Below are 14125 nucleotides of genomic sequence, written 5' to 3' on the forward strand. Positions count from 1 at the left end.
GCCGCGTCGACGCGGCGCAGGAGCGCCGCGTTGGCGTCGGCGGGCACCTTGTCGCGCTGTCGGCGGTACCGCTCGACGGCGGCGTCGGTGGCGGCCAGCTCCACGCCGAAGGCGTCCTGCTGCTCCGCGTCGGGGTGGGTGAGCAGGTCGGCGGCGGCGGCCCGTTCGCGTTGCAGCCGGTACGCCAGGTCGCCGGCCTCGGCGCCGAGGCGTGCCACGACCTCCAGGTCGCTGGCGCGGGTCGTCTGGCGTGCGCTCTCGGTCAGCGCGAGGCCGGCGAACCCGATCACGGCCACCAGTGGCGCCGCCACGATGAGGCGCATCCGGCCGGCGATCTTCCAGGCGCGTCGTTTCCTCGGGTAGGGTCGGGCCGCGTGGGACCTCGTGCTCGACGCCAAGATTGACTCCCGCGACTCGTCGATGACGGTCTATCCGCACCTTGCCGAATGCAAGTCCCATTCCGCCGGAACCCGCGCTCGGAGGCCAGACCTGGCGGTGGTACAAACTGGCCGTACCAGCATCTGTACCCAGAGTCAGCGGCCGGTGGCGCACGGCGGTCGTTCGTGGGCGCCCGCGCTCAGCGCTGGTCGTCGAGGTGCTCGGGCGCGCGGCGCGGCCCGGGATCGTCCGCTTCCGGTTGGCTGCTGAGCACCTGGCCGATCAGCTCGCGCAGCTCGTCGATGGCGTCCACCACGGCGCCCGGGTCGCGCGCGTCGCGCCGACTCCGCTGGCGCGGTACGGGCGGATCGAGTCGCGCCTGCTCCGGGGATCGTGGGCCCCGTCGGCCGTCGGCCGCCAACTGCTCGGCCGCGACCTGCGGCCACAGGGACGCCAGCAGGCCGCCGGTGTCGAGCACGTCGTCGCAGCGCACCGCGAACTCGTGGCTGCCGAAGCGGCGGCCCGACTCCACCGCGGCGACCGTCTCCCGGCTGAACCGCACCAGGTCCGCCAGGGCCCGCTGGGTCAGTCCCCGTCGGACCCGGCAGCTGCGCAGCTCCCAGCGGAACTGTTGGCTGGCCGCGGAGTGAGCTGCGCTCGGCGGGGGCGTGTGCTCCATGCGCTCACCTTCGTGGCACCCGCGAATCAGCAGCAGGTGTCAGATCGAGATTGGCCGGCGGGCTGAACATTCATAGGGGGCAATTCTTAACCCTGAACGCGATGGGTGTGAAGACATGCGCCGAGATGGATCGCCGCGAAAAGCGCGCGAGGCCACGCGCCGCGCGGCCGGGGCGTGTCGTGTCGGTCCGATCCGGCCGCGTCGGTCGGCCCGCAGGTCACCGCCGCCGGTGTCCTCGTCGTCAGACGGCGTGTGCCTCGGTGGCGGTGGCCGGAGCTTCCGTCGGGTCGTCGGCAGGCGCCAGAATATCGATTGTCGCGACGAGTGTGTGGTGCGCGCGAAATGAAACATTGGGCTTGAACGACCGGCGGTGCTCGGGTGCCAGTCGGAGGCCGGGAATGGCAGCGGCGAGTCGGGTGAGAGTCACGCCGGCCTCCAGTCGCGCCAATGCGGCGCCGATGCAGAAATGCGGGCCGTGGCCGAACGACAGGTGGTCGGCGGCGTCGCGGCGGCGTGGGTCGAACCGGTCCGGGTGGGCGAAGACCGCGGGGTCCCGGTTCGCCGCCCCGATCATCAGCAGACAGCGCGCGCCCGCCGGAATGGTGACCCCGCCCAGGGTGACGTCGCGGCGCGTCACCCGCAGCCAACCGTCGATGGCGGGCGCGAACCGGAGGGTCTCGGTCAGGAAGTCGGGCACGGATCGCGGGTCGGCGACGAGCGCCTGCCATCGCTGCCGGTCGGACAGGGCCTCGTCGAGTGCGTGGGCGAGCAGGCCGGCGGTCGTCTCGTGCCCGGCGACCAGCAGGTTGAAGGCGAGGCTCGCCACCTCGGTCACCGTCAGCACCGCGTCGTCGTCGTCGCGGTAGGCCAGCGCCCGGCTGATGAAGTCGGCGCCGTCGTGTCCACTGTCGAGCCGCTGCCGGACCAGGTCCTGGCAGTAGTGCCAGAACTCCAGCAGACCCCGGGCCAGGCGTACCTGCTCCTGCGGGTCCGGCTGCCCCCAGATCAGGGCGAGCTGACCGTCCGCCCACCGCCGGATCTGGTCGACGTCGGCGTCCGGCACCCCGAGGATGTCCAGGATGACCAGCAGCGGAAGTTCGGTGGTGAACTCACCGACGAGATCCGCCCGCCGGCCCGCTCGGGCGACGAGCCGGGACACCAGGTCGTCGACGCGGCGACGGACGATCGCGCCGTACTCGGCCTCGGCCCGGTCCGCGGTGTTGGCGAAGGTGGCCCGCAGGGCGCGGCGGGTGCGGGGGTGCGTGGGCGGGTCGGCGGCGGCCGTCGTCGGTGGCGCGTCGATCTGCATGATGACGCTCATCGCCTCCGGGCAGACCTCGTAGATCGGGGCGAGGGTGAGGGCGTTGCCGAACGTCGCGGCGTCGGCGAGGGCGTGTCGGACGTCCGCGTGCCGGCTGATCAGCCACAGGTCCAGATCCTCGGCGTAGGGCACCCGGTCGGGATCGTCGAGAATGCGTCGCCAGGCGCTGGCGGGATCGGTGAGATAGACCCCGGAAAACGGATTCAACTGCATCGAACGCCTCCTGACGCGCCGCGCGAAACCAGCGGCGCTCGCATTCCGTACGTCGCCGAAGGCGGGCCGACAATGGTGCGCATCTGCCGCGCGCCCTTCACGGTGCGCCGGCTCGATGCACAAGTCAAGATTGGTCGCTATCTATTTGATGGCGTGACAATTGTTCCTCGCGGAACCGTTCCGGCCCTGGCCGGCTGCACCTTGCACCCCGGTGTTTGCCAGCTCCATCCTCGGCGGCAGGCCCGATCGCGTCTCGGCCGTCCACGGTGGTCGATGGGATTGCCGGATTGTGCAAATCCTCATTCCCGGCAACGATTCCGCCGGGACGAAGGTGACGCCCCGGCGACAGGCACAACCCGGGGAGGGCCCTCAGCCATCGGCGCGCTGAGCCGCCGGCTTGGTCAGGTGGGCCAGCCAACCGCCCAGGCGCCCCAGCGCGCCCGTCGATTCGAGCATCGAGATTCCGCCGCCCACCATCGCCACGCCCGCCGTGACGGCAATCATGCCGACCGGGTACTCCCGGGCGTGGAACGCCAGCAGGCCCAGCACGGTGACCGCCGCCCCGCTGAGCGCCAGCAGCGCCCCGGCGAGGGCGTCGCGCCGCTCGGCCAACACGAAGACGAGCGTCACGCCCAGCCAGCACAGGCCGGCCACCGCGACCAGGGCGGCGGTCACCAGGGATCCCTCGCGAGCCAGACTCACGCTGGCGGGAACGCTGAGCACGCCCAGCGCGCCGGCTCGGGACCACGACACGCGGGCCTCCCGCAGCACCGCGAGGCCGGGGCTGTCCGCGCCGAAGAGGTGCCGGCGGTCGTACAGGACGAGGAGGCCCAACACCACGGCGAAGGTCCCCAGGGTCACCCCGACGAACCGGGCGCCGGCCCGCTCGACGTGGACGGCGTCGGTGACGACGAACAGGCCCGCGGTGCAGACGCTGATCCCCGCCAGCGAGGTCAGGGCGGTCGCCCGGTCTCGGGCGACCAGCGCGGCGCAGGCGATCGCCACGACCGCCACCAGGGTGAGCGGCCCGGCCCACGACGACGGCGTCGTCACGGCCAGCGCGACACCGGCGACCGCGACGTAGAGCAGGATCCGGGGCAGCGCCTCGGCCAGCGGGGCGCGCTCGTCGAGTCGATTGTGGCCGTACACCACCGCCACCACCAGGATCACCGCGCCGACGGCGACCGGCGGGAGGACGGTGGCCAGCTGGTTCAGGGCCACGGCCGCACCCGCCGGGCCGAGCCACCCCACCAACCGCAGCCGCCACCGCGCGGTCCCGGCCCGCGGCGGGGAGGGCTGCGGTTCGCGTACGGACGACATGCCGCCAGCCTCGCACCCGGTCGCCAGTCGCCGCGAAGGCTCGCCGCCGGCCGAGGTGCGGCCGGCGGCGAGCGCGGGTGGACGGATCAGGAGTACGGAAGGCGCAGCACCGACTGGTTGCCGACGCCCAGCGAGGTGGGGTTGTTGCCGATGGCGGACCAGACCTCCACCCGTACCGTGCCGTTGCTCAACGTGCCCAACGTGCCGGTGGCCGAGGCCAGGCCGGCGTTCTGGGTGTAGTGCTCGTAGCCGGGGACCGGGTCGGTGGCGAAGTAGCGCCAGGTCTCCGTCCGGTCCCAGCTGCCGTTTCCGGTCAGGTCGTAGGAGACGCGCACCTGCACCCCGTTGCCGACGGCCGTGCCGGCGTCCAGGAACAGGTCGAACGTGGTCTGCGCCCCGGAGTAGGCGAGGTTGAGGCCGGTCGCCGTGAAGACCTGCGGGTTGGTCGGCGTACCGTCGTGGTTTCCGTTGGCGGCCGCGACCGTGGTCGTGCCCGCGCTGCCGGCGGCGCCCAGCCCGCCACCGGCGAGCAGGTACCGCGTGGGCGAGCCCGAGCTCGGTGGCGGCGTGGTCGGCGGCGCGGTGGTCGGCGGCGCGGTCGTCGGCGGCGCCGTGGTGGGCGGCGCGGTGGTCGGTGGGGTCGTGCTCGGCGGTACCCCGCCGGAGGCGTTGCCGCCGCTCCAGGTGTACGCCCCGGTGGTGGCCGTCCGACCGGCGGCCACGGTGAGCCGGGTGCCGGTGGAGAACGTGACGGTGATCGGGTTCGCCGTCGGGTTCGACGCCACGTAGGTGCGTGCCCCGTTGCGGGAGAAGACCGCGCTCAGCGGGTGGTTGGCGGTGACCGTCGTGTCGACGGTGCCCAGTGCCGCCAGGTTGCGGATCCAGTGGAAGGTGTGCGCCCGGCTCTCCCCCTCCTCGGGGGTGTAGCCCGGGTTGGCGCGCAGGTTCGCCAGGGCCGCGTCGGGGTCGCCGAGGGCCTGGAACTGCCAGAGGATGTCCTGCCACACCGTCGGCGGGCCGCCGTTGTTGCGGACCAGCTCGGCGTAGTTGGTGCGCACGTACGCCGGGTTGTTGCCGAGGTAGAGGTGCCCGCCGGTGACCGGCAGCAGGTTGATGCCCTGGATCATCTCCGGGTCGGCGCTGAACCAGGTGGCGTACGCGCCGCCGTCGCCCCAGACCATGCCGACCGTCGAGTGCCCGAAGGCGGCGGGGAAGTTCTGGTCGCTCGCGTCGAACCAGTACTCCTGGATGGCGGCGGCCTGCGTCGTGTAGAGGAAGATGCCGGCGTCACGCACGGCGGTGTCGCCGGTGACCTGACCCCACTGGATGAGGGCGTTGGCGAAGTTCATCCCTTCCGAGGACGACTCCTGGTTGTTGCCGGAGCCGAACGAGCCGTGCCCGGACGCCCAGTCGTGGCCGGCGTAGATGTCGAAGTCGCGCAGGTAGGGAAAACGGGTGTCGTCGCGGCGGTAGTTGTTGGCGTCGCGGATCAGCAGGTCCACCATGCCGCCGTAGCGGCTGGTCGCGGCCCAGGACGGGTCGAACTTGGCCAGTGTCGCGGCGGCGGCGATGAAGTAGCCGTAGTGGAAGTGGTGGTCGTTGAGTTCCTGGTCGGAGCCGTACGACGCCGGGTAGCCGATCAGGGTGCCCCAGTTGGCGTCGTAGTAGAAGAGCCGCTGGGTCTTGCCGCTGGACGCGGTGAACCAGTCGGTGAGGGTGCTGCGGATCGCGTTCAGCGCGCTGTCGCGGGTGGCCGTGTCGTTGACCAGGTCGGCGACCTCGGCGAGCCGGGCGGCCCGGCCGAGCCCCTTGCCGGTCCAGTACGTGTCGTTGCCCCGCTGGTCCATCGGGTTGCCGTGGGCGGCGGCCAGGTGGCCGGTGAGCGTGGTCAGGTCCGCGCCGCTGCCGTCGCCGACGGCCGGCAGTTCGGGCAGGACTCCCTGGAACGCCATGGCGGTCCGGAACTGGTTGACGCCGGTGAGGACCTTCATCCGGCCGCGCGCCGACGGGTAGGTCGGCGTGATCGGCGTCGAGCCGGCGAGCGACTTCCACTGGTGCGGGTAGAGGCTGACCACGGTCTGCGTGGCGGTGCCCTCCCGGGCGGTGGTGGTGAACGCGTACGTCGTGCTCAGGCCGTTGGTCGACGGGTCGTAGGCGTAGGAGACGCGGGTGCCGGTGACGTGGGCGTGCGCGTACCGGCCGTAGGTGGTGGCCAGGTCGGCGCGTTCGGTGGCGTTCGCCGTCGGGGGCAGCAGGGCCACCGAGAAGTAGCCGCGACCCGCGAGGGTGGAGGAGATGCGGCCACCGCTGACGGTCCAGGTCGCGCCGCTGGGGGCGTACGCCACGTAGTCGTGGCCGTTGACCCGGAAGCCGATGGTGGCGCCGTTGGCGGACCAGACGTCGGGGGTGCCGGACGTGCCGATCACCGCGTCGCCGCCGCTGGCCTGGAAGTACGCGAACGGAAGGCCGTGGCCGATGGTGGCGCGCAGGGTGCGGGTGCCGTCGCTCCAGTAGGGGCTGACCGTCCAGTCGGTCCAGCCGTCCACCTTCACCTGGGGCGCGGCGAGCCCGGCCACGCCGACGCGGATGTCCTGCACGTACGGGTAGTGGTACTCACCGACGCCGGTGGCCGTGCCGCTGATGGCGGGTGTGGAGTTGGCGGAGAAGCCGAGGCCGTCGGTGAACGTGTCGTAGGAGGTCGGGTGGGCGTGCAGGGGCTCGCTGAAGGCGCAGTCGGTGCGCTTCCACAGCAGCGAGGACCACCAGTCGTTGGTGGGTACGGCACCGGCGGGGGCGTTGGCGGTGGCGAACTGCCGGGGGTTGCTGGACATCGCGCCGCAGCCGGTGGGGAGCGCGCCGACGGGGGTGGTGGTGTAGCTGCCGGCGCCCACGGGCGCGGCCTCGGCGGCGCGGGTGACGGGAATCGTGAGGCCACCGACGACCAGGGCCAGGGCGGTGGCGGCTGCCAGGGCCCAGCGGCGGTGGGGGACGGGAGGTTTCATGGTGCCTCCATCGCGCGTCCCGGTACGGACCGTGCCGACCCGGGCGCGTAGCGTCTGAATTGTGGAAAACGTCGATCGAGAGAGCGCTCTCTCAGCCGGCACGGTAATCGACCCCGGAGATCCCCGTCAATGTGTCAGTCCGGTTGCGTGCTGATGTCGCAAACTGATCGCCCACCGCGCCGCGGTGGCTAACTCTCCGCTACGCCGAGCCCGTCCAGGTCGGCGTGCAGCGCGTCCGGCGCGCGCATCCGCCACGCGTCGGTCACGAGCTCGCTCAGGCGCTCGACGTCGACCGCCGCCAGGCGCAGCATCACCAGCGGCAGGCCGTCGTACCCGGACGTGGTGAAGAAGACCTCGGGCTCGCCGAGCAGGAGAGCCTGCTTCTCGGCCTCGTCCCCGACGAACAGCACCGCGATGTCGCGCCGGATCACCCGCGGCTTGCCCGGCCTGCGCTCGGGATAGGACCAGACGAAACCCTTGTCGGCCACCCGGAAGTCGAAGCCCTCGCTCTCGATCTCGACCGTGTGGGGCAGGGCCAGGGCCAGGCGGCGTACGTCGTCGGCGTCAGCCACCGAGACCCCGCACCGCGCATGCCATCCGCATGCGCCGAGATTACGCACCGGGACCGACAGGTGGCGGGCGGGCCGCCCACCGGCGGCGTCAGCCGGCCGCGGCGGACAGGTCGACGGCCGTGGCGCCGACGACCGCCCGGTCGCCCTCGCGCTGGACGTAGCCGATCACCGTGGACTGGCCGGGGTCGAGATCCGGCGGCGTGACCAGCTCCACCTGTCCCTGCTCGGCGTCCAGGGGCACCGACGCGAAGGCGCGCACCACGTTGTCCTGCCGCAGCGTCCGGCCGGCGTTCTCTCCGCGGGCGATCTCGCTGCGCAGGCCGCGTTGCACGAGCGCCACGTTCACCACGGCGGGCTGCGACAGCCGCTGCGCGCGGTAGCCCAGCACCATCCGCTGCCCGCCGTCGGCGACCTCCGGAACGGACAGGGTGAGGGGCGCGGCGGCGGGCGACATCAGGGCGGACGCGACGGCCCTCGCCGCCCGGCCACGGTCGGAGCCGACGAACTCCACGGTGCCGTTGACGATCATCTGTGGGGTGTAGAGACGCCCCGAGCCGAAGCCCCGGGCGTACGCCTCCTGCCGTGCCGTGTACGCCGCGTCCGCGAACTGGTCGGGCCAGCCCAGATCGTCCCAGTAGTCGACGTGGAAACCGAGGGCGAAGACGGGCTCGCGCCGCGCCCGGGAGTCGTGCTCGATCGCGGTCAGCAGCTCCTCGGCGGGAGGGCAGCTGTTGCAGCCCTGGGAGGTGAACAGTTCCACGACGGCGACGCCGCCGCCCTCCGTCGGCCGTTCCGGCTGACCGGCGGCGTCCGATCCGTGCGGCGATGGCGTGGTCATGGCGTCTCCTCCCAGAGCCTGCTGGCGGCTCTGCGATTCCCGTTACCGCACCGACAACGCCTGGTCAGCGAGGCCGCGAGGGGGGATGGGGGCGTCCAGTGCCCGTCCGTGCCTGTCCAACCCCGGATCCGCCGTTGCGCCCGGAGACGCCACTTCCGACCGGGACCAGCCGCGCGTCGGCATACCGGCCCGCTCATGACAATCGCGTGACAAATTGGCCGGCACGCCGATCACGGGTTTCGACGGTGCCCGAGCCGGGGCACCAGAGCGTCGCTGACGAAAAATTCTCCGGAAGGGACGGCCCCCGTGGAAATCCAGGGCTTCTTCACCGCAATCATCATCGGCCTGGTCATCGGCGCCCTCGGGCGGCTCGTGGTGCCCGGCAAGCAGAACATCTCGATCGTGCTCACCCTGGCGATCGGCGTGCTCGCCGCGATCCTCGGCACCCTCGTGGCCGGTGGGCTCGGCGTGGACGAGACCGCCGGCATCGACTGGATCGAACTGCTGCTGCAGGTCGTGTTCGCCGCGATCGGTGTGGCCGGCGCCGCCGCTGTGTTGGGCCGCCGACGCCCCTGACGCCCCGCTCCCTCGCCGGGCCCGCCGGCCCTCACGCGCCCGTGGCGACGACCTGTCGCCACGGGCGCTGTGCTTGGATGATTCGGTGGAGTTCACCGTGACAGACGTGCCCGCGCGGGAGCGGTTCGAGGCGCGCGACGAGACGGGCGCGGTCGCCGGGGTGGTCACCTACCAGCTGACCGGCGCCATCATCGCCTACACCCACACCGAGGTCGATCCGGCGTACGAGGGCCGGGGCGTCGGGTCGACCCTGGCCCGCGCGGTCATGGACGACGCGCGGGCCAGGGGGCGCACCGTGGTGCCGATCTGCCCGTTCCTCGCCGAGTGGCTGGTCAAGCACCCGGAGTACGAGGACATCGTGGTGCGGTCCACCCGGAAGGTGAAGTAGCGGCCGGGCTCAGTGCCAGTCGCTGATCTGGACGTCGTCCGGCGCCGGCCTGCCCCGCCCGGTCTCCACCAGCTCCTTGAGGCTCATCAGGAACGTCGCCCACTTGGTGCCGCAGTGGTGCATGAACTCGACCGGCTCGCGCCAGCCCTCGTGGCTGAACAGGACGACGGTGTAGTCGCCCCGCTGGTCGAGGCGCCAGTCGATCTCGGTGCCGACCCATTCCTCGGGGCCGTCGGTGACCCGCCAGCGGACGTGGCCGGTGGGGTCCAGCTCCAGGACCTCCATGTCGAAGCCCCCGGCGTCGCCGAACCGGAAGGCCAACTGCCCGCCGACCTCGCTCTTGCCGACCGTGTCGGCCGTCCACCAGGCGGCGAGGCCCTCCGGGGTGGCCACCGCGCGGTAGACGTCGTCGAGCGGGGCGACGACGCCGACCCGGTGCAGGATGTCGACCATCTCATTCTCCCTGGTTGTCGGTACGGTGACGTTCGATCGTCTCGGCGATCCGCTTGATCCGGCGGAGTCGGGCATCCCAGGTGGCGCCGACGGCGGTCAGTTGGGCGACCGCACGCGCGAGCTGCGCCTCGTCGACCTGGTAGTGACGCTCGCGACCGGCCGGCGCGGAGTGGATCAGGCCGACCCGGTCCAGGACGGCCAGGTGCTTCGAGACGGCCTGGCGGGTGACGGGCAGTCGCTCGCTCAGCGACGTGGCGGTGCCGGGCCCGCCGGCGAGCAACAGGTCGATCATGCTGCGCCGGATCGGGTCGCCGATCGCCGACCACAGGGCGTCGTCGACGACCGTGCTCATGACGTGGCGACCAGCCGTGCGACGTACGTGCCGAGCGCGGGGATGTAGTGGTTCCACCCGCTGACGTGGTCCTGGTACTGCTTCTCGAGCAGGGCGATCTCCCAGCCCATCTCGCGAAAACCGGTCTCCGTCATGCGGACGCGGGTCCCCGTCGCGATCGGGACGAGGTCGAAGGTGACCAGCAGCGACTGCCCGCCCCGGTCGGGCTCGGTGAAGGACCACCGGAAGGAGAACCGCTTCGGCGGGTCGACGTCCACGACGGCGAGGTCGACGGTCGTCGTCTCGCCGGTCTGCGCGTCGCGCCACACCAACTCGCCGGGAGCGCCCTCGACCGGTTCGAACCGGGCGTCGTCGGGCCACCACTCCCGCACGTGCTCGGGTTGGCTGATCACCTCGAAGACCACCTCCGGCGAGGCGTTGACGTCGATGTCGCGTTCGATGACTCCGTACTCCATGCGTACCACCCTTTCGCAACCTTTGGTTGCGTCAGGTTACAACGCTCGGGGCGCCTCGCGCAACCGATGGTTGCGTATTGGCCCCGGGCACGGCACGCCGCCTGGAACGGGCGATGACGGTACGGTCCATGGTGGGCAGTCGCCCTGCCCTCGCCATCGTCCCTCCACATCCCGTCGGGAGACCTGAACGATGACAGCCGCCACCTTCCGTGCCCTGCACCACGACCGCCCCGCCGGCGACCCGCTCGTCCTGCCGAATGCCTGGGACGCGGGCAGCGCCCGGGTCTTCGCCGACGCCGGCTTCGAAGCGCTCGCCACGCCGAGCGCCGGGGTCGCCGCCTCCCTCGGCTACGAGGACGGCGCCACCCCGCCCGCCGAGATGTTCGCCGCGGTGGCGAGGGTCGTCCGGGCCGTCTCCGTTCCGGTGTCCGCGGACGTGGAGGACGGCTACGGGCTCGCCCCCGCCGAGCTGGTCGAGCGGCTGCTGGAGGCGGGCGTCGTCGGCTGCAACCTGGAGGACTCCGAGGGGCACGCCACGCTCAAGGATCCGCAGCGGCACGCGGACTGGCTGGCCGAGGTGCGGGCGGCGGCAGGCGACGCGCTCGTCATCAACGCGCGCGTCGACACGTTCCTGTTCGGCTCGGGTGACCCGGCCGACGCCGTCGCCCGCGCGAAGCTGTACGTGGCGGCGGGCGTCGACTGCGTGTACCCGCTGCGGGCGCCGATTGAGGTCCTTGCGGTGCTGCGCGAGGGCATCACCGGCCCGATCAACATGGCCGCCGCGCCGAACCGGGAGTCCGTGACCGAGCTGGCCCGACACGGCGCCACGCGCATCACGTTCGGCCCGGGAATGCAGCGCTACGCGATGGCCGCGATCGGTGACCTGGCGGCCAACCTGCGCGCGTGAGGCACCGGCCGACCGGCGCGTCCTCAGCGGCGGCCGGTGCCGCGGGTGCGGGCGGCGCGCCTCGGTGAAGGGCGCCGCCCGGTCAGGCGTCGGCGCGGGCGGCCAGGGCGTCCACGAGGCGGCGGGCGGAGCCGGCCAGGTTCCACCGGCCGGCCAGCTCGAGCAGCCGCTCCGGGTCGGCGGGGGCGGTCGGCAGCGCGGTGGGCAGCTCCGGCAGGGCCACGTCCAGGGCGACCCGGACCACCGTCGGCGCGACGGCCAGGTAGTCGCGGGCGGCGGCCAGCTTGGTGCGCAGGCCCGGCGCGAAGGACGAGTCGGAGTCGTCCAGCGCGGCCAGGATGCCGTCGATGCTGCCGTACCGCTCGATCAGTCGCGCGGCGGTCTTCTCGCCGACGCCCGGCACCCCGGGCAGTCCGTCGCTGGGGTCGCCGCGCAGGGCGGCGAAGTCGGCGTACCGGTCGGCGGGCACCCCGTAGCGGGCGCGCACCGCCGCGTCGTCGCAGTCGTCGAGCTTGGCCACGCCGCGCCCGACGTAGAGCAGCCGCACGTCCCGGGAGTCGTCGATGAGCTGGAACAGGTCCCGGTCGCCGGAGACCACCTCGACCGGGCCCGGCTGGGTCACCGACAGCGTGCCGAGCACGTCGTCGGCCTCGTAACCGGTCGCGCCGACGGCGGTGATGCCGACCGCGTCGAGGACCTCCAGGATCATCGGCACCTGCGGGGAGAGCGTGTCAGGCACGACCTCACCGCCCTGCGGGGCCACCCGGTGCGCCTTGTACGACGGCAGCAGCTCGACCCGCCACGCCGGCCGCCAGTCGTAGTCCAGAGCGCACACCATCCGGTCGGCGCCCCGACCCCGGATGAGCGTGGCGAGCATGTCGAGGAAGCCGCGCACCGCGTTGACGGGCGTGCCGTCCTCGGCGCGCGCGGCGGACTCCGGGATGCCGAAGTAGGCCCGGAAGTAGAGGCTGGGTGCGTCGATCAGCAGGATCGGGGATCGGTGTGCCACGCCCGACAGCCTGGCACAGCCCTGCGACGATCAGCGGTACGCCCGGCCGCCCGGCGGCGTCAGCGCTGCTCGTCGTGCCGGTAGACGGTGTCGCGGCGGGCGAGGTGCTGCACGACGTAGCTGGTCACCAGCAGCAGGATCGCGACCAGCACCTCGACCCAGGCGGCGACGCCGTCGGCCACGGTGAACCCGATGACCAGCAGGACCAGGCCGACGAGCGCGAGGACCCCGGCCCACAGTTGCCAGCGACGGCGGGTCGCCGCCCGGTTCGCGTCGTTCGCTGCCACGTCGGCCCTCCCGGTCGGTGCCACCCATGCGGGCGTCCCGATCCCAGGCTATGGCCCCCGCCCCGGTCCTACCCGGAAAACCACAGTGCGGGCAGGCCCTGGAACGGCGCAGACTGCCGGGGTGGCGTTTCCGGCCGTTCCTGGTGCTGCGTGCCGAGCGCGTCGCCGCCGCACTACGCGCAGCGGTGACCGACCCGACGCTGCGCGACCGACCGCTGCTGGGCGCGGTCGACCAGTACGTGCACAGCGTCGATGTGCTCAGCGACGCGACCCGGGCTCGCCGCATGGCCGACGGCCTGTGGTCGGGTGCGGCGGTCACCGACCAATGGTGACGGCCGGACGCCGGCCCTGGTCGCGGTCGCGGTCGTGGTCGGTGAGGTCGCGCAGGCGCCGGACGGGGGAGAGCAGCAGCACCAGGGGCGCGCAGATCAGGGTCGCCGCGAAGACGAACAGGGTGGCGCGGGCGCCGAGCGGGCCGGCGAGCCCGCCGGCGACCAGCCCGCCGACCGGGATGGCGCCCCAGGAGACGAACCGCACGGTCGCCATCACCCGGGAGAGGAGTTCGGGTGGGCTGGCGATCTGCCGGTACGTCCGGGTGGTCACGCTGAGCACGACCGTGCCGAGAGAGAAGACGATGCTGCCGGCGGCGAAGGCGACGTAAGCCGGCCAACCGGTGCCACCGGGGATCAGGAACGCTCCGGCGACCGTCGTGAACCCGGCGGCGACCAGCGCGCGGGCGCTGCCGAGCCGGGTGGTGATCCACGTGGTGAGGGCAGCCCCGACCAGCGCGCCGACACCCTCGACGGCGAGCAGGACGCCGACCAGGCCGGCCGGCGCGTGCAGGTCGCGGACCAGGTAGAGCGGGTGCAGCGCGAACTGCGCGCCGCAGACGAAGTTCATGGCCGTCGCGGCCCACATGCACGGGCCCATGACCGGGTGGTACGCGACGTAGCGCCAGCCCTCGCGGATCAGCTCACCGACCGGCGGCCACTGCTCGGGCGCGTCGACGCGGCGCGCGGGCAGGGTACGCAGCAGAGCCGCCGAGACGAGGTAGCTGGCCGAGTCGACGAGCAGGGTGGGCACCGCGCCGAGCGCCTGCACGGCGAGCCCACCGAGCGATGGGCCGCTGAGCAGGGTCGCGGCGTGGGTGGCCGAGGTGAGGCTGTTGCGCGACTGCAACTGCTCGCGCTCGACGATGCTGGGCAGGAACGTCGAGTTGGCCACGTCGAACACCACGTTGGCGAAGCTGACGACGAGCGCGGTGACCACCAGGTGGGTCACGGTGAGCTGCCCCCACCACCAGGCCAGCGGGATCGAGGCGACGGCGAGGGCGCGGGCCAGGTCCGCGCCGACCTGGGTGCCGCGCAGCGGTAGG

General features: G+C 72.7%; 17 protein-coding genes. 4 read left to right on the forward strand and 13 right to left on the reverse strand.

The genetic code is table 11. The annotated features are described in order from the left end of the window. From ABZU46_RS26755 to ABZU46_RS26785, 7 genes are all read right to left on the reverse strand, one after another. Positions 1 to 323: hypothetical protein (locus tag ABZU46_RS26755; RefSeq protein ID WP_354862058.1), on the reverse strand; the 323-nt coding region annotated here is incomplete at its 3' end. Positions 324 to 577: 254 nt separating this feature from the next. Then, the gene (locus ABZU46_RS26760; RefSeq protein ID WP_354862059.1) at positions 578 to 1057 is read right to left on the reverse strand and encodes a helix-turn-helix transcriptional regulator; all 480 of its coding nucleotides are present in this window, start codon (positions 1055 to 1057) and stop codon (positions 578 to 580) included. 241 nt (positions 1058 to 1298) lie between these two features. After that, a complete protein-coding gene (locus tag ABZU46_RS26765) occupies positions 1299 to 2591 on the reverse strand; it encodes a cytochrome P450 (protein WP_354862061.1) in 1293 nt (430 codons plus the stop codon). 369 nt (positions 2592 to 2960) lie between these two features. Further along, positions 2961 to 3911 carry a hypothetical protein gene (locus ABZU46_RS26770; RefSeq protein ID WP_354862063.1) on the reverse strand — a complete coding sequence of 317 codons (951 nt, stop codon included), beginning with the start codon at positions 3909 to 3911 and terminating at the stop codon, positions 2961 to 2963. Positions 3912 to 3997: 86 nt separating this feature from the next. Further along, complete coding sequence (locus tag ABZU46_RS26775) at positions 3998 to 6913, reverse strand: glycosyl hydrolase (RefSeq protein WP_354862064.1); 2916 nt, start codon at positions 6911 to 6913, stop codon at positions 3998 to 4000. Positions 6914 to 7101: 188 nt separating this feature from the next. Then, positions 7102 to 7485 carry a hypothetical protein gene (locus ABZU46_RS26780; RefSeq protein ID WP_354862066.1) on the reverse strand — a complete coding sequence of 128 codons (384 nt, stop codon included), beginning with the start codon at positions 7483 to 7485 and terminating at the stop codon, positions 7102 to 7104. A gap of 88 nt (positions 7486 to 7573) precedes the next feature. After that, positions 7574 to 8323, reverse strand: coding sequence for a DUF1223 domain-containing protein (locus ABZU46_RS26785; protein ID WP_354862068.1), 750 nt, complete (start codon positions 8321 to 8323; stop codon positions 7574 to 7576). A gap of 306 nt (positions 8324 to 8629) precedes the next feature. On the opposite strand from ABZU46_RS26785, the gene ABZU46_RS26790 reads away from it, so the two are divergent. Next, a complete protein-coding gene (locus tag ABZU46_RS26790; RefSeq protein WP_354862070.1) occupies positions 8630 to 8899 on the forward strand; it encodes a GlsB/YeaQ/YmgE family stress response membrane protein in 270 nt (89 codons plus the stop codon). A gap of 97 nt (positions 8900 to 8996) precedes the next feature. Continuing rightward, positions 8997 to 9287: a GNAT family N-acetyltransferase gene (locus ABZU46_RS26795; RefSeq protein WP_354862072.1), complete on the forward strand. Its 291-nt coding sequence runs from the start codon at positions 8997 to 8999 to the stop codon at positions 9285 to 9287. Positions 9288 to 9296: 9 nt separating this feature from the next. On the opposite strand, the gene ABZU46_RS26800 is transcribed toward ABZU46_RS26795, so the two are convergent. Genes ABZU46_RS26800 through ABZU46_RS26810 form a run of 3 tightly spaced genes read right to left on the reverse strand, consistent with a single transcriptional unit; the run spans position 9297 to position 10547 of the window. Then, positions 9297 to 9740 carry an SRPBCC domain-containing protein gene (locus ABZU46_RS26800; protein ID WP_354862074.1) on the reverse strand — a complete coding sequence of 148 codons (444 nt, stop codon included), beginning with the start codon at positions 9738 to 9740 and terminating at the stop codon, positions 9297 to 9299. A gap of 1 nt (position 9741) precedes the next feature. Further along, positions 9742 to 10092, reverse strand: coding sequence for a metalloregulator ArsR/SmtB family transcription factor (locus ABZU46_RS26805; RefSeq protein WP_354862075.1), 351 nt, complete (start codon positions 10090 to 10092; stop codon positions 9742 to 9744). Further along, entirely contained in the window at positions 10089 to 10547 is a 459-nt protein-coding gene (locus ABZU46_RS26810) for an SRPBCC domain-containing protein (RefSeq protein WP_354862077.1), read from the reverse strand. Before ABZU46_RS26810 ends, ABZU46_RS26805 begins: the two co-directional genes overlap by 4 nt. 190 nt (positions 10548 to 10737) lie before the next feature. On the opposite strand from ABZU46_RS26810, the gene ABZU46_RS26815 reads away from it, so the two are divergent. Then, a complete protein-coding gene (locus ABZU46_RS26815) occupies positions 10738 to 11454 on the forward strand; it encodes an isocitrate lyase/phosphoenolpyruvate mutase family protein (protein WP_354862079.1) in 717 nt (238 codons plus the stop codon). Between the two features lie 82 nt (positions 11455 to 11536). Here ABZU46_RS26815 and ABZU46_RS26820 read toward each other — a convergent pair whose 3' ends face one another. Together ABZU46_RS26820 and ABZU46_RS26825 are read right to left on the reverse strand one after the other, a co-directional pair. Then, positions 11537 to 12463 (reverse strand): 5'-3' exonuclease, encoded by a 927-nt coding sequence (locus tag ABZU46_RS26820; RefSeq protein ID WP_354862081.1) that lies wholly within the window; start codon positions 12461 to 12463, stop codon positions 11537 to 11539. A gap of 59 nt (positions 12464 to 12522) precedes the next feature. Beyond that, positions 12523 to 12750: a hypothetical protein gene (locus ABZU46_RS26825; protein ID WP_354862082.1), complete on the reverse strand. Its 228-nt coding sequence runs from the start codon at positions 12748 to 12750 to the stop codon at positions 12523 to 12525. A 50-nt stretch (positions 12751 to 12800) separates the two neighbouring features. On the opposite strand from ABZU46_RS26825, the gene ABZU46_RS26830 reads away from it, so the two are divergent. Further along, a complete protein-coding gene (locus tag ABZU46_RS26830) occupies positions 12801 to 13082 on the forward strand; it encodes a hypothetical protein (protein ID WP_354862084.1) in 282 nt (93 codons plus the stop codon). Here the strand turns inward: ABZU46_RS26830 and ABZU46_RS26835 are convergent. Next, the coding region (locus tag ABZU46_RS26835; protein WP_354862085.1) for an MFS transporter at positions 13066 to 14125 on the reverse strand (1060 nt) is incomplete at its 5' end. The two genes, ABZU46_RS26830 and ABZU46_RS26835, sit on opposite strands and share 17 nt — an antisense overlap.

The sequence above is a fragment of the Micromonospora sp. NPDC005197 genome (assembly GCF_040608295.1).
Classification (GTDB): Bacteria; Actinomycetota; Actinomycetes; order Mycobacteriales; family Micromonosporaceae; genus Micromonospora.